We start from the raw sequence: 18,841 nt of genomic DNA, 5'->3' as shown, positions 1-18,841 counted from the left end.
GATGCGCATCGTCGATTCCCATCACCATCTGTGGGACCTGGCGGTCCGCGACCAGGACTGGATCACGGGTGACGCGCTGGCCCCGCTGCGCCGGAACTTCGCCCTGGCGGACCTGGAGCCCGAGGCGCGTGCCGCCGGAGTCGAAGCGACCGTCGTGGTCCAGACGGTCACCGTCCCGGAGGAGACGCCGGAACTGCTGGCTCTCGTGAACGGCGACAACCTGGTCGCCGGTGTGGTGGGCTGGGCCGACCTGACCCACCCGGGTATCGCCGACACCCTCGCCGCCCTGCGGGAACTGCCGGGAGGCGACCGGCTCGTCGGCATCCGGCACCAGGTGCAGAGCGAGCCGGATCCGCGGTGGCTGCTGCGCCAGGACGTGCTGCGCGGGCTGGCGGCCGTCGCCGCGGCGGAACTCGTCTACGAGCTGGTGATCCTTCCGCACCAGCTGCCCGCCGCGTACACGGCCGCCGAGCTGCGGCCCGAGCTCACCTTCGTCCTCGACCATCTCGGCAAGCCGCCGATCGCGAGCGGCGAACTCCGACCCTGGGCCGATACCGTGCGGCAGCTGGCCACGCTGCCCAACACCGTCTGCAAACTCTCCGGGATGATCACCGAGGCCGACTGGGACAGCTGGACGACCTCCGGTCTCGCACCGTACGCGGACACGGTGCTCGACGCGTTCGGCCCGGACCGGCTGATGTTCGGATCGGACTGGCCGGTCTGCCGGCTGGCCGGCTCGTACGCCCAGGTCGTCGCCACCGCACGGGAGCTGGCCGGCTCCCTCGGCCCGGCCGAGCGCGAGGCGGTCTTCTCCGGCACCGCCACCCGCGTCTACGGCCTGTGACGGAAGCGAACCAGGAGTGGGCCAGGAGCGGGACCAGAATCGGGACCAGGAGTGGACCCGCAATCGGCCACCCGCCCTTCCAAATGGCTGACGGCTTGGAAAACCATTAGGAAGAGGCTTACAGTCGGGACCATGGACACCTCGGATCCGCAGCCCGGCGCGCCGCTGCTCGGTGAGCCGCTGCCGGTCGAGCTGATGAACACCGTCTGGGCCGACCGGGACGGTCTCCATGACGCGCTGGCCGACACCGACGACCTGGCGCGATGGCTGCGAGCCGTGGCCCCGCGCTTCGAGCCCGCGCTCGCCCTGGACGAACCGGCCGCGGCTTCCGGGCCGTCGCTGCCGGCGCCGCTCGTGGACCGGTATCAGCAACTGCGTGACGCGCTGCGGCGGCTGGCGGCCGTCGTCACCGAGGACCCCCGCCCGGCGGCGGACTCGGCGGCTCCCGATCTCGCGGCGGCGGTGGAGGCGGTCAACCAGGCCTGCGCCTACGCGCCCGAGTGGTCGCGGCTGGTGTGGCCCGAAGGGGGAACGCCGTCCCTCACCACAGCCAGTGCGCCGTCACACGCCACCGCGGCGGCCGCAGCCCTGTCGCGGATCGCGGAACAAGCCGTCCAACTGTTCGCCGGACCGGACCGGGGAGCGCTGCGGGCCTGCCGGGCTCCCGGCTGCGTGCTGTATTTCGTGCGGGCCCACCCCCGCCGGGAATGGTGCTCGGCGAACTGCGGCAACCGCGCCCGCGTCGCACGCCACTACCAACGGCACCACGCCGATTCCCCCGCGTAGTTCGGTCGGGGCACGACCCGGCCGGCTGAACGGTCGGCCGGCCGGGTCGTGCGTCACTGATCAGGAGCAGCTGATGATCAGCGAGGTGAACGAACGTGTACATGCGGATCTCCCCCTCGTTCCGCCCCGTGGCAGCGGGCACCGGAGGGGCCCTTGGATCCACCGCGGCGCGGTACCTCACAACGGGCGAGGCCGTCGGAGACGGCTCGTCACCAGGGCGGCCGGGCCCGGCGGAGCACACCCTCCGGGCCAGGGCCGGGCCCTGGCGGGCTGCAAGTGGGCTGATCACCAAGGAGATCGCCTGTGCACCCCGCGTTGTCACCAGCCAGGATCATGCCAAAGCACAGGCACCCCAAGGGCCGGGACCCTGGCACTGCCTGGCGAATTACGGACCGTGTCCACCCGCGCGGGTGGGCGCGCCCGGGACCCGGTTCGGTGCTCGGTTCGTGGCGGCCGGGACGATAGGCTGATCAACGCCACATGCCGCACTTCCGGCGTACGGTCGCGGCCGGGGGGCCGTCCGACCGGCCGGGACGGCAGGGGGAAACCGGCGACCGATGGACGGTCTCTACGCCAACTACATGCACCGGCCTGCCCTCGCACTGCCTCCGGGCACGAGGGCCGGGGAGGATCCAACGTGTCACGCCAGGTACTCACCGTCGGTCCGGACCGGCCGGATGCCTTCCGCACCATCGGTGAGGCCCTGGAACGGGCCCGGTCCGGAGCCGTACTGCGGATCCTCCCGGGCAAGTACGAGGAACGGCTCACCATCACCTGCTCGGTGACCCTGCTCGCCGCCGAGGGTCCCGGCACGGTGGAGATCGCCCCCCGGCACGGAACCGCCCTCACCCTCCTCACCGACGCCGTCCAGCTGACCGACCTCGGACTGCGCGGCTACGATGCCGAGCTGCCGGTCGCCGACACACCGCGCGGCCAGCTCGCCATGGACGGCTGCGACATCACCGGCTCCGCCTGGACCGCGATCCTCAGCCGTGCGAGCGGCTCGCTGGCACTGCGCGACTGCCGGATCTCCAACTCGACCGGTGCGGCCGTGGTGATCACCTCCGGCGCGGAGAGCTACCTCGAAGCCTGCGTCATGGAGAACCTGGGCACCTCCGGTGTGGTGATCGCCGAACGCGGCAGCGCGACGGTACGCCGCTGTGTCCTCCGCGACGCCCGGGGGAACGGCATACTCGCCAACGGCGAGGCGCAGGGCGTCGTGGAGGACTGCCGGATCTCGGGAACCGAGAAACCCGCGGTGGCGCTCGAGGGCGAGAGCGCCCTGCGGGTCGTCAGGACCGAGGTGCACGACGCGGTGGTCGGTGTCTACATCACCTCCGGCGGCCGCAGCGTCCTGGAGGACGTGTCGGTCACCGGAACCACCGGCCACGGCTTCGTCCTCACCGCCGGCACCGCACCGCACCTCACACGTTGCCGGAGCGAACGCACCCGCGGCCACGGCCTGCTGGTGACGGACCGGGCCCGTGGCACGTTCGAGGAGTGTGTGTTCCACACCGCCGAGGGCGCGGCGATCCGGGTCGCGGGACCGTCCTCGCCCGTGTTCACCGGGATCCGGGTACAGAACAGTGCCGCGGTCGGCGTGCTCCTGGAAGAGGAGTCGGCCGCGGAGTTCGACGGACTCGACGTCGAGGGAGCCGGGGAAGCGGCCGTCCGCGTCCGGTCCGGCGCCGCTCCGGTGCTGCGCCGCGTACGGATATCCGACGGCGCGGGACCCGGGGTCGAGGTCACGGCCGGCGGCCGCGGCCGGCTGGAGGACAGCAGCATCGACCGGACCGGCGGAGCGGCGATCCGGGTGGAGGTGCAGGGCACCCTCAGCGTGGCCGGCACCGTGGTGCGCGCGCCGGAGGGTTTCGGGGTGTCGGTGGGGTCGTCCGGCACGGTCACGCTGCGCGACTGCGATGTCGAGGGCGCCGTGGCCGGGGGCGTCCTGGTGGAGGACGGGGGAGAGGTCGCGGCGACCCGCGTCCGGGTGGAGAGGTCCGGAACCCACGGAGTGCTGGTCGCGGCCGGCGGCCGCGCCTCGTTCACCGCATGCGAGGTGTCGACGAGCGACGGTGACGGGATCAGGGTGCAGAGCACCGGGCCGGTGACGATCACCGCCTGCTCCGTACGGGAGAACCGGGACAGCGGACTGCGGCAGACGGTGGCCGGCGAACGGCTGGTCGTGGCGGAACTCGACAGTTCGGGCAACGGAGTTCCCGACATCTGGGGCACCCCCGAGGCCGCGCGGGAGGCGGGCGGTGGCCGGCTGCCCGCCGGGACGGCACCCGCGCCGGTCCCCGGGCGCGCGACCGAGGGTCCGATCGGCGAACTGGAGGCGCTGATCGGCCTGGCCGGCGTCAAGCAGCAGGTGCTGACACTGATCAATCTGAACCGGCTCGCGCAGCGCCGGGCGAGCCTGGGTCTGCCGCTGCCGCCCATGAGCCGTCATCTGGTGTTCGCGGGACCGCCCGGCACGGGCAAGACTACGGTCGCCCGGTTGTACGGCAGCATCCTGGCGCAGCTGGGCGTTCTGCGCTCCGGTCATCTGGTGGAGGTGTCGCGGGCGGATCTGGTGGCGCAGGTCATCGGCGGCACCGCGATCAAGACCACTGAGGCGTTCACCCGGGCGCTGGGCGGTGTGCTGTTCATCGACGAGGCGTACACCCTGCTCTCGGACGGGAAGGGTTCGGGCGCCGACTTCGGCCAGGAGGCGATCGACAGCCTGGTCAAACTCATGGAGGACCACCGCGACGACGTTGTGGTGGTGGCCGCGGGCTACGGCCCCGACATGGAGTCGTTCCTGGCGTCCAACCCGGGACTCGCCTCGCGGTTCACCCGCAGCATCGAGTTCGTCGACTACACGACCGACGAACTGGTCACCATCGTCGACAGCATGTGCACCGCGCACCGCTACGAACTGGACCCGTCCGCCCGTGAGGCGCTCGTGGTGTGTTTCGACCGGATCCCGCGGGACGCGCTGTTCGGCAACGGCCGGACCGCGCGCAAGACCTTCGAGGAGATGGTCGACCGGCAGGCGTTCCGGCTCGCGGAACTGCCGGACGCCAACGAGCGCGACCTGACGCTCCTGGTGGCCGAGGACGTCGGGGTCTCCACCGAGGATGACACCGCCGGAACCGCCGGGCCCGGACCGCTGGACAGGCTCCAGGCGATGGTGGGTCTGGCCGCGGTCAAGCGCGAAGTGACGGACCTGGTCAATCTGCTGGCGACGACGAAGCGCCGGACCGAGGCCGGGCTGCCGGGTCCCCGGATCAGCAACCATCTGGTGTTCGCCGGGCCGCCCGGCACCGGCAAGACCACGACCGCCCGGCTCTACGGGGAACTGCTGGCCTCGCTCGGGGTACTGCCGCAGGGCCAGTTGATCGAGGTGTCCCGGGCGGACCTGGTCGGCCGCTACATCGGGCACACCGCGCAGCTGACCCGGGAGGCGTTCGACCGGGCGCGCGGCGGTGTCCTGTTCATCGACGAGGCCTACGCGCTCACCCCGGAAGCGGGGAGCGGCTCGGACTTCGGGCAGGAAGCGGTGGAGACCCTGCTGAAGCTGATGGAGGACCACCGGGACGAGGTGGTCGTGATCGCGGCCGGCTACACCGAGGAGATGGACCGCTTTTTGGCGTCCAACCCCGGTCTGGCGTCGCGGTTCACCCGGCATGTGGAGTTCGAGAACTACACGTCGGAGGAACTGGTCACCATCGTCCGCGACCACGCGCTGGCCAACGGGTACGAGTGCGCTCCGGGAACCGCGGCCGTGCTGACCGAACTCTTCGACGCGGCGCCCAGGGGCAGATCGTTCGGCAACGCCCGGCTGGCGCGGCAGACGGTCGAGGCGATGATGACCCGTCAGGCGGGCCGGGTCGCCGCGCTGGCGGAGCCCGACGTCGAGGATCTGCGCATGCTGCTGGTGAAGGACATTCCGCCGGCCGGTGCCCGGCACGGAGTCGGCGGATGAGTACGAACGGCGGCCGGACGGAACCGGCCAACCGGCGCGACCCCGAGGAACACCGCGTGAATGCCACCGTCCCCGCCCGTCCGCGCCCCTTCGCGCAGCGCCGCTGGCCGGCCGCGGCCGCCGGTGCGGTCCTGCTGACCGTCGCCGCCGTACCGTCCGTGGCGTCCGCGGACGGGATCGACCTCCCGCCCGTCCCGACGGCGGTGGACCGCGACAAGCCGTGCACAGCCGCCTCGTCGACGGTGGCCCGCGCGGTTCCCTGGGCGCAGCAGAGCCTCGATCTCACCCATGTGTGGAAGCTCGGCCAAGGCGCCGGAGTGACGGTCGCGGTGGTCGGCACCGGTGTGTCCGGCACCGCGCCCACCCTCACCGGACAGGTGTCCGCGCTGGGGGACGCCGGTACGGACTGCGTCGGCCACGGTACGTTCCTGGCCGGTCTGATCGCCGCGCGGCCGAGCGCGGGCCAGGGATTCTCCGGGATCGCGCCGCGCTCCCGGATCCTCGCGGTGCGCGGTACGGGTGAGCGCGGGGAGCCGGACGCCGGCCGGCTGGCCGCCGGTATCACCTCGGCCGCCGACGCGGGTGCCAAGGTCATCGTGGTCGGAACGGCGCTGTCGAAGGAGACCCCGGCACTGCGGGCCGCCGTGCGGCACGCGGTGGACAAGGACGCCCTGGTGGTGGCCCCCGCCGCGCCGGAGACCTCGTCACCGGACGCCGCACCGGCCCCGGCGTATCCGGCGGCGCTGCCCGGGGTCCTCTCGGTGGTCGACACGGGCCCGGAGGGCGTCAGGCCGCAGAATGCGCCGGTGCCGGAGCGGGCCGATCTGTCGGCGCCGGGCGACGGAATGGTGAGCGTGGGACCGCGCGGCGGCGGCCACTGGACGGCGTCCGGCAGCGCGGAAGCGGCAGCCGTGGTGGGCGGGGCGGCGGCGCTGGTCCGTTCGTACCACCCGGAGCTGACCGGGGCCGGGGTACGGGACCGGCTGCTGGCGACGGCGTACCCCGGAGCGCAGCCCGCGCTGGATGTGTACGCCGCGGTCTCGGCGGTGCAGCCGCCGAGCGCGCGCCCCGAGCGAGCGGTCGGGCCGCGCACGGTAGCGGTGCCTGCCGCGGTCGTGGGCGGCGGTGCGCGGCACACCGCGCTGCTCGTCGCGGGCGGTGCGGCCGGTGTACTGGTGCTTTCCGTGGTGCTGATGACCGTGGTTCCCCGGGGCCGTGCCCGCCGCTGGCGGCCGGGTACCTTCGGAGCCTGAGCACGTACACCGGGACGCCCCGGCCGCCGGTGCGGTGGTCGGGGCGTCCCGGGATTCCTACGGTGCGGGCGCCGGCTCCTGCGGAGCGTCGGGGAGCGCCAGTTGGACCATCGTCGTCCTGCGGCGGGCGATCCGCAGCGCCCGGCCCGGCGGCAGGGTGCGCGGCTTGACGTTGCCGAACAGATATCCCTCGGCGGCCGGGCAGGACATCAGCAGGGCGGGCGTGTTGACCTCCTGCATGCGGCGCAGCAGGGCGTCGTTGAGGCCGCGGCCGGCGCCGGCCGCCGAGCGGGCGACGATCACATGCAGTCCGACCTCGAAGCCGAGCGGCAGATGCTCCAGGATCGCGTCGAACGGGCTGCGCATGGCGGTGGAACCGATCATGTCGTAGTCGTCGACCAGGACGAAGATACGAGGCCCGGTCCACCAGTCGCGCAACCGCATCCGGGCGGGGGTGATGTCCTCGCCGGGCAGCCGGGTGGTCATCGCCCGGCCGGTGCCGTCGATGAGGTCACGCAGCGGGTCGGCGGAGACCGCGTGTCCCAGCCGGTACTCCTCGGGAACGGCGTCGATCAGACCGCGGCGGTAGTCGACCACCAGCACCTTGGCCTCGGCCGGGGTGTAGCGGTCGGTGATCGCCTTGGCGACCAGCCGCAGGACGGACGTCTTGCCGCTCTCGTTGTCGCCGACCACGATCAGGTGCGGGTTGTCCGCGAAGTCGTGCCACACGGGGGCGAGCAGATCCTCGTCCACCCCGATGGCCATCCGCAGATCGCCGTCGGGTGCGGGCATTTCGGTGGCGCTGAGTGAGGTCGGCAGCATCCGGACCCGCGGGGCCGGCGGGGCGTCCCAGCTCTCCGCGACCGCCTCGACGAACGCGGCCACGCCCTCGGAGAGGTCCTCGGGATCCTCGATACCGTCGATGCGCGGAAGCGCACCGAGGAAGTGGAGCTTGTCGGGCGTCAGCCCCCGGCCGGGTACCCGCGGAACCGCGGCGGCCTTGCGGATGTCGATGCCGGACTCCATGGGGTCGCCCATCCGCAGTTCGAGGCGGGTACCCGTCTGGTCGCGGACGGCGGGGGAGAGTTCGGCCCAGCGGGCGGTGGTGATGACCACGTGCACGCCGTAGTTGAGGCCCCGGCCGATGACCCCGTTGACGACGGAGACCAGGTCGTTGAAGTCGTTGCGCAGCGTGGACCAGCCGTCGATCACCAGGAAGACATCGCCGAACGGCTCCTCGGGGAACTCCCCGGCCGCGCGCCGCCGGCGGTAGGTGGCCATCGAGTCGATCCCGCGCTCGGCGAAGAACAGCTCGCGCTGGTTCAGCAGTGAGGTGACCTCCGAAACGGTGCGGCCGATCCGCTCGGTGTCCATCCGGCCCGCGACGCCGCCGATGTGCGGCAGGCCGGTGAGCCCCGCGAGGGTGCCGCCGCCGAAGTCCAAGCAGTAGAACTGCACTTCGCGCGGACTATGGGTGAGGGCGAGAGCCGCGATCAGGGTGCGCAGCAGGGTGCTCTTGCCGCTCTGCGGACCGCCCGCGATACCGACATGGCCGCCGGCTCCCGACAGGTCCACGGTGAACAGTTCGCGCTGCTGCTCGAAGGGCTTGTCGACGATGCCGACAGGGACCACCAACCGGGACCGTACCTGGGGATCGGAGACGGTCAGTCCATGTGCGGCGTCGGGCTCCAGCGGCGGAAGCACCTGGTCGAGGGTGGGTGGCAGACCCAGCGGCGGCAGCCACACCTGGTGGGCCGCCGGTCCGGCGTCGGCGAGCCGCTCCAGCGCGACGGAGAGCAGCGTCTCCCCGTTGTCGGGTTCCGGTCCGACGGGATCCGGGTCCGGGTCGGGCGTCGAGGGAAGATCGCGGGGGACCGTCCAGGAGGTGGTCCAGGGCACGATCTGGCCGGCGACCCGTGACGGTGGAATGGCACCGGCCCTGCTGCCGCGGTGCGGTCCCGACACGTAGGCGGCCCGGAAGCGGGTGAGGGCTTCGACTCCGCTCTTGAGGTAGCCGCTGCCGGGCTGCGGCGGCAGGTGATAGGCGTCGGGGACGCCCAGAACACCGCGGCTCTCCATCGCGGAGAAGGTGCGCAGTCCGATCCGGTAGGACAGATGGCTCTCGAGTTGGTGCATGCGCCCCTCGTCCAGGCGCTGGGAGGCGAGCAGCAGGTGTACGCCGAGGCTGCGCCCGAGCCGTCCGATCATGACGAACAGCTCGATGAACTCCCGGTGCGCGGCGAGCAGTTCGCTGAACTCGTCGACGACGACGAACAGCGAGGGAAGCGGGGCGAGCGGTGTCCCGGCGGCGCGGGCCTTCTCGTACTCCAGAACCGAGGTGTAGTTCCCGGCCTTGCGGAGCAGCTCCTGCCGACGCATCAGTTCACCGTGCAGGGCATCCTGCATACGGCCGACCAGCGCGCTCTCGTCCGCGAGGTTGGTGATGACCGCTGAGGTGTGCGGCAGGCTGTCGAGTCCGAGGAACGTGGCGCCGCCCTTGAAGTCGACCAGGACGAAGTTGAGTGTCTCCGAGGAGTGGGTGAGGGCCAGGCCCAGTACCAGGGTGCGCAGCAGTTCGCTCTTGCCGGAGCCGGTGGCGCCGATGAGCATGCCGTGCGGTCCCATGCCGCCGAGCGCCGACTCCTTGATGTCCAGCTCCACCGCGGTGCCGTCCTCGCCGATCGCGATGGGCACCTTGAGCCGGTCGGGACCCTCGGCGCGGCGCTGCCACAAGGTGGCCGGAACGTGCCGCCGCAGATCGGGGATGCCGAGCAGGGCAGTGAGTTCGGTGTCCGCGGCCATCGGCTCGCCGGCATCGGTGTTGATGCCCACGCGGTACGGGGAGATCAGGGCGGCGAGGCCACGGGCGCCGACCGGTCCCAGCGCGTCGGGGCGGCCCAGGTCGGTGGTCTGTTCCTTGCGTTCGCGGTCCGTGCGGACCAGACCCACCGTCCCGTCGTCCACCTGGAGCCGCAGGGTGGTGCGGCCGGGCTTCCAGGACAGTTCGCCGGACAGGTCGATGACCACGGTGTTGCGGTAGCCGGGGCCGTCCGCACGGTGCCCGCCGGGAACCTTGCCGCCGTCGACGACCAGGACGGTGTAAGGCTCCTCCCTGCCGGGCATGGCCTCCGGGTCGAAGGGCGATCTGGCGGTGAAGTCCGCGCCGAGCCGGTCCTCCAACTCGCCGAGGGTGGCACCCACCAGCCGGGCGGGGCCCGCGCCGTCCTGCTCGCCCGGGTGCTGGGTGTGCGGCAGCCACTTCACCCAGTCCCACTCGGCGCGCCGTTCGTCACTGACGCACAGCGCGATCCACAGATCCTCGGGCGAGTGGAAGACGGCGAGTTGGGCGAGCATCGCGCGGACCAGGGCCCGGCTCTGCGCCTCGTCACCGCGCAGCAGTACCCGTGACCAGGCCCGCAGATACAGCGCGATGGGCTGGTCGGGCACGGTGCCGTAGGCCCGGATGAAGCTGCGCAGTGCGTGCGCGGACAGCGGTTCCAGGTCCTCGACCGGCTTGGTGGACATCGGTGCCAGTCGGACGGACAACCGCTGGTCGCCGACCGCGACCCGGATCTCGGCGAAGTCCTCGTCGGTGGGCCGGCGCTCCCAGAGCCGGGTGGTGCGGACCAGGGCCCACAGTCCGGCCGGCTCGGGATGGCGCCAGGCCAGGGCGAGTTGCTGTTCACCGATGGTGCGCCGGACCCGGCGCCGGGTCTGGGCCAGGTACCGCAGGTAGTCGCGGCGCTCGCCGCGCAGCCGGCGCTTGCGGTCTCCGGAGGTGCGCACCAACTGGCCGACGACCATGGCGACGGAGGAGAGCAGCATCAGGCCGATCGCCATGTAGCTCATGACGGTGGCCTCGCCGGGGCGGACGAACATCAGCAGCATCGCGACCGAAGTGAGTCCCATCGGCAGGTACATCCACATCGCCGAGGAGTTCGGCTGGGCCTCCGGGAGCGTCGGCGGCTCCTGCAGACTCAGCTCGCCCTGGGGCATGTCGGGACCCCGGCGCCGGGCAGGCCGCCGGAACAGAACCGTGCTCAAAGGGGAAGACTCCTACGGATCGGGGCTCTGTCCTGCCAAGGCGCTCACGCGCGGGGCGAAGCCATCTGCGTACTGGTTTCGCACGACGATCGATCGTCCAGGGATCTCCGCGTCACGGGTTTTCCCATGGCGTGGCGGCGGACTGCGAACGACGGGCTGGTCTGGCTGAGCCGATCCGGGGAACCCCTTCCCGATCACGGCTCAGGGAGACCGTACGTCAGGAGTGCGCCCGATGGCGAGCTAAGGTCTCGAATCACCGCTCTGTCATGATGCTGTCCGATCGTCAGGTGATCGTGAGGCAACGCCACAGCGGTAACGTGCCTCCTCATCCTCGGAACAACCCCTCATCGAAGTGTGGCGCTCCCATGACTGAATCCACGGTGGCCGGCCTGTGCCGGCTGACGGTCCGCACCCCAGAAAGGGTCGTTGACCTGGCAGTACCCGTCGCGGTCCCGATCGCCGACCTGCTGCCCGCTCTCGTCTCCTACGGTGGCGACGACTTGGCGGAGAGTGGCCTCGAACACAGCGGCTGGGTACTCCAGAAGCTGGGCGGCGAGCCGTTGGACGAGGAGAGCACCACACAGTCGCTGGGACTTCGCGACGGCGAAGTGCTCTACTTGCGGCCTCGCGCCGAGCAGTTGCCCGAGGTACGTTTCGACGACCTCGTCGACGGTGTCGCCACGACGATGCGGGCCCGGGGCAACGCCTGGGACGCGCGGTGCAGCCGGGTTGTGCTCCGCGCTGTGGTGATGGCGGTGCTGGCGGCGGGTCTGCTGGCGCTCGCGCTGCCCGGCGGCGACCGGCAACTGCGTGCCGCGGTGGCGGCGGTGGCAGGAATCGTCGTGCTGGCCGGCGCCGCAACGGCGAGCCGGGCGGTGGGAGACTCCGCCGCGGGTGCGGCGATCGGCCTGATGGCGGCGCCGTATCTGGCCCTGGCCGGTGCCTTGTTGCCGTCCGGCGGCGCGGGGAAGGCGCCGGTGGGAGAGCTGCTGGGAGCCCAGCTGCTGGCCGGTTCCGCCGCCGGAGCGGGTGGCGCCGTACTGGCGGTGGCGGCAGTGGCCGCGTATGTGCCCCTGCTGACGGCACCGGCTCTGGTGGCCCTGGCGGGGGTGGCGTGGGGTTCGCTGATGCTGCTGATGGAGGTTCCCGCGTCCCATGCGGCGAGCATGACGGCCGTACTGGCCCTGGTGTTCGGCGCGTTGGTGCCGGCGCTGTCCGCGCGGCTCTCCGGACTGCGACTGCCGGCGCTGCCGACCAATGCCGAGGAGTTGCAGCAGGGCATCGATCCGCACAGCAACGAACTGGTCGTGGTGCGTGCCGCGCTCGCCGAGGAGTGGATGACGGCCCTGTTCGCGGCGGCCGGTCTGGTCTGCGGCGGCTGCCTGGCGGGTCTGCTGCTGGACCATCCGAATCTCCCGGCCCTGATCACGGCCGGAGTGCTGGCCCTGGTCCTGCTCCTGCACGCACGCGGGATCGGCGGTGCGTGGTCCCGGCTGGCGGTGCTGCTGCCAGGACTGGCCGGCGGGCTGCTGATGGCCTGCGTCGCGTCGGCCGCGATCTCCCCGGGCACGCGACCGGTCCTGGTGGGCGTCCTGTTGGCGGTGGCGGCCGCCGCGGCGATCGCCTCGTGGTCCGTGCCCGGCCGGCGGTTGGTGCCGTACTGGGGCCGGATCGCCGACCTGCTGCACTCGATCGCCGCCGTCGCGCTGCTGCCGCTGGCGCTGTGGGTGCTCGGCGCGTTCGGCGCACTCCGCGGCCTCGGCAGCTGATCCGGTGACAGTGCGTTCCACGGCAGCGCTTCCGACGGCGCTTCCGACGACTGCGGCTCCGGCGACTGCGGCTCCGGCGACTACGGCTTCGACGACAACGGGGGAGGGACATCATGCAGTCCAGGCGTGATCAGGTACAGGCGCACATGTTCGTCGTCGGCAGGCTCACTTCGGGCATGCTGCGGGCGGACCCGGACGCCCCGGAGAGCCCGGTGGGCCGCACTATGCGCGGGCTGGGCGTCGGCATCGCGGTGTCGCTGCTGCTCTCGGTGGGCTTCGGGCTGTACGGCATGCTCTCGCCCGGCGGCGGCCAGTCGTTCGGAGACGGCCGGTCGCTGATCGTGGAGAAGGAGACCGGCAACCGGTACCTGCTGCTCGAAGGCACCCTGCGGCCCGTCACGGACTACGCCTCGGTGCGGCTGATTCTCGGCGAGCAGCCCAAGGTGCGGACCGTCACGGTCCGTTCGCTGAGCGGGCTGCCGCACGGACTGCCGATGGGCATCGCCGGTGCGCCGGGAGCACTGCCCGCGCCCGGTGATCTCAATCAGGGCATGTGGTTCGTGTGCGCCACCACGGTCGCGGACCCGTCGGGAACCCCGCTCGCGCGGACCTCACTGAGGATCGGGACTCCGCGCTCCGGTCCCGACCCGGTGGCTGCCGGCCGGGACCCGGGCGACCAGGCACTGCTGGTGTCCGCTCCGGACGGTGCCCGGTACGTCCTGTGGCGCAATCAGCGACTGCGGCTCGACACGGCCCACGGCGCGGCACAGGCACTCGGCTACGCGTCCGCTCCTGCCCGCCCGGTCAGCGGAGCGTTCCTCGACAGTGTGCCGGCCGGCCCCGATCTGACGGCGCCGGAGATCTCCGGCGGTGGCACTTCCGGGCGCTCGCTGGGTGGAGCCGCGACGAGAGTCGGGCAGGTCTTCCTGGTCCGTCCGCCCGGTGGCCAGGAGCAGTACTACCTGATGACCACGGGTGGACTGCGGCCGGTGTCCGCGACGGTGGCGGCCCTGGTGCTCGGTGACCCGCGGACCACACAACACGCCTACGCGGGAAGGCCGGCCACGGCCCTGCCGCTGGGCGCCGACCAGCTGGCGGGCGCCGTGCCGCCCGCGACCGGGGGGACGACGGTTCCGGGTGCCTCGGACGGGCTGCCGGCGGTGCCTCCCCGGCTGCTGGCACCCGCGGACGGAGACGGACTGTGCGTCACGGTGCTGCCGGACGGGGCCAATCCCCGTGTCGGGCTCACCGTCGTGCCGGATGCGCGGGCCGCGGTCACCACGGTCGCTGCGCCCACCGGACTGGGTACCGCGCCGGCCTGCCTGCCGGTGGACCAGGTGTCGGTGTCGGCCGGGGGAGGAGCACTCGTCCAGGCGCTGGGCGCGGGCGGCGGCAGCATCGGATCCACCGCGTACCTGGTCACGGACACCGGAGTGAAGTACCGGTTGGCGTCGAAGGCCACGGCCAAGGCACTGGGCTACGACGGGACCGCCGCTCAGGGGGTGCCGTCCCGGTTGCTGGCCATGCTCCCCACCGGACCGACGCTGGATCCGGCTGTCGCCGCGCGAACGGTGACGGCTCCGCCTCTCTCCACCGGGTGCCGGGGCTGACCCGGTACAGGACCCGAGCCGCGGCACCAACGCCCGGTGGAAGGGAAGTTGACGAACGGCAGATATCAGACGTTGTCGAAGTTCGGCCGGATATATTGCGCCACGGTGGAACCGGACGGTTCCTGCGGCACTCTCCCCGGTCACATGTTTGATCATCGCGACTCCGCATGTCAGATGTGCGGCGCCAGACCTCAGACCTCAGCACCGCCCGTCAGAGCGGTGCCGACTCAGGGAAGGACTCCTCCATGGCGGAAGGGAACATCATGAACGGGCAGAAGTCGTCCGTCGCGTCGACCCGCAGCGGTATCGCGGCGCTGGAGCAGGCCTTCAGCGGCATCATGCGGATCCGCAACGACGTCAACTCCACGCAGCACACGCTCGGTTCGGGCTACCAGGGCTCCGACGGCGGCGGCTTCCAGAAGCTGCTCACCGCCTGGGACGAGCAGGTGGACGTGATCCTGCGGAACCTCGACAGCATGGTCGACACGCTCAACCAGACCATGGCCAAGCACAACGAGCAGCAGGGGTCCACGAACCAGGACATCGACTCGGCGTTCAGCCGGTCCGAGGCCGCCTTCAAGGCCATCACGGGCTGATCCCTGGCCGACTCCGGTCGGCCAGGGCTGACCCCGGCCGAATCAGGTTCCTGACGAATCGTTCCCCCAGCACGGTGCCCGCGAACCGCGGGCACGCTCACCGAGGAGAGACCCCCTATGGCCGGCAACACGAGCGACGGCTTCATCCACGTCGACTACAGCTCCATGAACAACTCCGCCGACGACATGGTCCAGCAGACCAAGGCCATCGCGGCGACCATCGCCAGTCTCGACCAGGAACTCAGCACCCTGAAGGCCAGCTGGTCCGGTACCGACGCCGAGACCTACACCGGCAAGCAGCAGGCGTGGGACAACGCGGTCAAGGCACTGGAGCAGATGCTCACCTCGCACGCCGGTCTGCTCGGCCAGATCTCGGACAGCTACAAGTACACCGAGAACAGCCTGCAGCAGATGTGGAGTTCCGTGAAGATCGGCTGACGCCGGTCCCCCATAGCCGCGGCGCCGGCCGCCGCCCGCCCCCGTGGCGACAGCCGGCGCCGCACCCGACTCCCCCTTCCCCCACCCTGTCAGCGGGGTCCGGACAACCAGCAGGAGCAAGTCGTGGCAGAGGCCGTAAACCTGACGCACTTCGACGGGGCGTCCCTGAAAACCTTCCTCCAGGACCACCTGATGCCGTTCGCCAATGATCTGAAGGCGATCCAGGACGACACCACCGACGGCATCGCGTCCATGCCTCACATGGCCGAGCGGCTGGCCGACACCAAGGCGGTTCATCTCTCCCCGCCTCTGAACATCGGGTACATGGGAAACGACGGCGGGGGCATCGTCGGCCATGCGCTGATCGCGAACACCGTGGCGGTGGCGAAGTCCGTCGGCGATGTCATGACGTCGCACGAGAAGCTCTTCAGGGACATCAACAAGGACCTCCTGGCGACGATCAACAAATACCTGAAAGCCCAGGGCGACAACCTCGATTCCATCGACGGCCAGAAATTCCTGGAAGGCATGAAGGACGTGGACCTGGACCTCGCGCCCAAGGGCCAGCCGCCGACGGTCCCGCCGACCGTACCGCCGCCGGTGACCAAGCCGTAGAACACCACCGGCCCGGTCCTTCCGCCCTGTTCCGCATTGCTTCTGGAGACGCACCGTCATGGCAGAGAAAACACCCGCCGACCCCCACACCTGGGAGGGGGCGGTCGCGTTGGTCACCGGCTTCGTCGGACCCACCCGGGAGGAGGTCGGGAAGATACCCGGAAGCAGCGAGATCCCGTGGCTCAAGGTGAACATTTCCAAGAGTTCGCCGTCGACCTCCCACACCTTGACGCTGAAGTACTGCGACGAACCGGACGGGGCGTGGAGTGTGACTCTCCTCGAACCCACCTACAAATACATCACGGTCGACTTTCCGTTCAGCGGGGCGACCCGCGGCCAGGACTTCAGCAACGGTGGCATAGCGGGGGTCTACGACTGGGGGTACGGAAACGCACTGGCCAAGCTCAAGAGCGCTCCTTACACCACCAAGGGATTCTCCGTCGGTCTCGACTACATCGTGGACGACACCGCGGCCGTCGATCTGACGAGCTTCGAGAAGACGGCCAGGGCTTTCGACCGGGCGGGAGAGTTCTTCAGGACGCACGCGGACACTCTCGCGGCCTGGTCCAAGAGCCTGGGTGAGCCGGAATCGGCCTGGCGGGGAAATGCCGCAGGAATGTTCGCCCATCTGATCGACGAACTCGACACGGCTTATCAGAGCTACCAGAAGCAGTTGGAGCCGACCGGCTGGACCACCACCAATCATTCGGTCACCGACCCCTCGTACTCAAGCCTCACGCTGCAGGGGGACGGGCTGATCCGGGCGCAGATCGCCCTGCACACCTGTGTGGAGACCCTCCAGACCGCATGGGACAAGTGGATCAAAGCCGACAAGGCGACAGTGGTTTCCACGCTGCCGGACGGGACGGCGGGCACATCGGGTGCCCACTACCTGCCCACCAACACCACCACTGTTCTGTTGAACGAAATTGTCGACTGGGTCAATGCGAACAACACCGGGAAGATCCAGTACGGCACGTTCGTCACTACGGGCGAGAGCACGTTCAAGTCCACGACGACATGGGGAAAGCTCAGTGACATGGCCACCTGGAAGGCCATTGCGGACGAGGCGGTCAATCGCTGGAAACTGAACATCAAGGCGCAGCTCGACGCCCAGGTGGTCATCGCTCTGTCCGCGCTCAACGATGCCTGGAACGACATCAGCGACGGCAGCTCCGTCACGGGCGGCGGATTCAATCCGGGCGTGATCCACACACTGACCCAGGACCTCGCCGACGACGTGACGAAGGGGACTCTCGACGACAAGAAGGACCCGGACGGCAACGACACCAAGGACAAGGACGGGTCCGGCGGGGCGGGCGACAAGGACGATCCAGGCGGTAAGGGCGGCCACATTCCGCCGAATCAGGTGACCTCGCACATCAAGCCGCCCGGCGGTCCCGGTCGGACCATCAAGAACCCGGACGGCAGTACCTCCACCCGTAACCCCGACGGCAGCACCACGACACACAACCCGGACGGCAGCGTGACCGTCCGCAGGCCGGACGGCAGTCAGATCACGACGGAGCGGAACGGGCAGACCCATGCAGGGGGTCCCAACGTGCTGCTCCCGCCCCCGCCGCCCCAGTCGCACATCCCTCCCGGCTCCGACCCGCGCAACCCCCTCAATCCGGGCGGCGGCGGTCCGCGGACGGTACGGAACCCGGACGGCAGCCAGACCACGTACAACCCGGCGGACGGCTCCCGCAGCACGAAGTTCCCCGACGGCACCACCACCACGATCGCCAAGGACGGCACCACCACGACCGTCAACCCGGACGGTGCCACCACGGTGCTGCACAAGGACGGCAGTGAGACCGTCACCTATCCGGACGGCACCCGCACCACCATCACCAAGGACGGCACGTCCAGCACGCACTACCAGGACGGCAGCAGCACCACCCATACCAAGGACGGGAAGCTCGTCACCACCGACGCGTCCGGCCACAGCACGGTCACCCGCCCGCCACCCGGAACCGTGGTCCACAACCCGGACGGCGGCACCACGACCTACAACGCCGACGGCAGCACGACCTCGACGCACATCAACGGGACGAAGACCACCATCGACCCGAAGGGCATCGTCACCACGACGGACCCGGACGGCACCAGGACCGTCTCCGATCTGCAGCACGGCACCTCGACGATCCGCTATGCCGACGGCAGCACGGCCGAGGTGGGCCAGGACGGCAGGGTCACCACGCACCACAAGGACGGCAGCAGCACTGTCCTCGCCCAGGACGGCACGCTGACGACCAAGGACCCGTCGGGCCACAGCACCACGACTCACCTCGGGGCCACCGACGACGGTTCGGCCGGCAACCCGGGCGGTCCCACCGTGCGGCACGGCAACGACGGGTCGACCACCACGACCTACTCCGACGGGACGGTCACCAAGAAGCTGGCGGACGGCACGGTGACCACCACCTATCGGGACGGCAGCACCTACACCACGGCTCCCGACGGCCGGGTGACCACCACACCGTCGAACGCCACCAGATTGCTGCAGGACTCCATGCACCGCAGCGGACCGTTGAACACGCCGATCCCGCTGGGCTCTTCGCATCCGCCGCCCGGCCTGGGAGGCGGCAGCGGACTGTCATCGCGGCCGGCCGGCGCGCCGGGCGAGACCGCCGGCGGGCCGGCGGTCCGCACCACGTCGACGCGTGCGTCCGGCTCGGCACTGGCGGCGGCCGAGGAGGCCGCCGCCCTCAAGGCCGGAGCCCGTCCGGCGACCACCTCCGGATCCGGAATGCCGATGATGCCGCCGGGCGGTGGCGGTGGCGGCGCCCCCGGTGCCGGAACCCAGAGCGACGAACGGGAACGCGTCACCTGGCTGGCGGCGGACGAGGACGTCTGGGGCACCGACGAAGGCGGCGCACCGGCCGTCATCGGACGCTGACCCACGCACCTCCC

11 protein-coding genes are annotated in these 18,841 nt (G+C 70.9%); 10 read left to right on the top strand and 1 reads right to left on the bottom strand.

Translation table 11 applies throughout. The annotated features are described in order from the left end of the window. Window position 1 precedes the first annotated feature (1 nt). The 4 genes from G3I60_RS06135 (at window position 2) to G3I60_RS06120 (ending at window position 6,853) form a co-directional block, all read left to right on the top strand. On the top strand, window positions 2-844 hold the full coding sequence (locus tag G3I60_RS06135) for an amidohydrolase (protein WP_164293911.1): 843 nt from the start codon (window positions 2-4) through the stop codon (window positions 842-844). Window positions 845-976: 132 nt separating this feature from the next. Continuing rightward, window positions 977-1,630 (top strand): ABATE domain-containing protein, encoded by a 654-nt coding sequence (locus G3I60_RS06130; protein WP_164293910.1) that lies wholly within the window; start codon window positions 977-979, stop codon window positions 1,628-1,630. 637 nt (window positions 1,631-2,267) lie between these two features. Next, a complete protein-coding gene (locus G3I60_RS06125; RefSeq protein ID WP_164293909.1) occupies window positions 2,268-5,600 on the top strand; it encodes a right-handed parallel beta-helix repeat-containing protein in 3,333 nt (1,110 codons plus the stop codon). Continuing rightward, window positions 5,597-6,853 carry a S8 family serine peptidase gene (locus G3I60_RS06120; RefSeq protein WP_164293908.1) on the top strand — a complete coding sequence of 419 codons (1,257 nt, stop codon included), beginning with the start codon at window positions 5,597-5,599 and terminating at the stop codon, window positions 6,851-6,853. Before G3I60_RS06125 ends, G3I60_RS06120 begins: the two co-directional genes overlap by 4 nt. Before the next feature lie 57 nt (window positions 6,854-6,910). Here G3I60_RS06120 and eccCa read toward each other — a convergent pair whose 3' ends face one another. Then, a complete protein-coding gene (eccCa, locus tag G3I60_RS06115) occupies window positions 6,911-10,897 on the bottom strand; it encodes a type VII secretion protein EccCa (protein WP_203672309.1) in 3,987 nt (1,328 codons plus the stop codon). Between the two features lie 365 nt (window positions 10,898-11,262). Here eccCa and eccD point away from each other — a divergent pair, with 365 nt between their 5' ends. From eccD to G3I60_RS06085, 6 genes are all read left to right on the top strand, one after another. After that, a complete protein-coding gene (gene eccD / locus G3I60_RS06110) occupies window positions 11,263-12,666 on the top strand; it encodes a type VII secretion integral membrane protein EccD (RefSeq protein ID WP_164293907.1) in 1,404 nt (467 codons plus the stop codon). A gap of 113 nt (window positions 12,667-12,779) precedes the next feature. Next, entirely contained in the window at window positions 12,780-14,276 is a 1,497-nt protein-coding gene (gene eccB, locus G3I60_RS06105; RefSeq protein WP_164293906.1) for a type VII secretion protein EccB, read from the top strand. Between the two features lie 245 nt (window positions 14,277-14,521). Then, entirely contained in the window at window positions 14,522-14,872 is a 351-nt protein-coding gene (locus tag G3I60_RS06100) for a WXG100 family type VII secretion target (protein WP_239069566.1), read from the top strand. A 117-nt stretch (window positions 14,873-14,989) separates the two neighbouring features. Then, window positions 14,990-15,310, top strand: a complete 321-nt coding sequence (locus G3I60_RS06095; protein WP_138355667.1) for a WXG100 family type VII secretion target — start codon at window positions 14,990-14,992, stop codon at window positions 15,308-15,310. A gap of 123 nt (window positions 15,311-15,433) precedes the next feature. Further along, window positions 15,434-15,925, top strand: coding sequence for a type VII secretion system-associated protein (locus tag G3I60_RS06090; protein WP_164293905.1), 492 nt, complete (start codon window positions 15,434-15,436; stop codon window positions 15,923-15,925). Window positions 15,926-15,983: 58 nt separating this feature from the next. Then, entirely contained in the window at window positions 15,984-18,827 is a 2,844-nt protein-coding gene (locus G3I60_RS06085) for an AAWKG family protein (RefSeq protein ID WP_164293904.1), read from the top strand. The last annotated feature ends 14 nt before the right edge of the window (window positions 18,828-18,841 follow it).

Source organism: Streptomyces sp. SID13666 (genome assembly GCF_010548325.1).
GTDB lineage: Bacteria > Actinomycetota > Actinomycetes > Streptomycetales > Streptomycetaceae > Actinacidiphila > Actinacidiphila fildesensis.
Note: the sequence above shows the minus strand (reverse complement) of the source record. Positions and strands in the feature narration are given on the sequence as shown.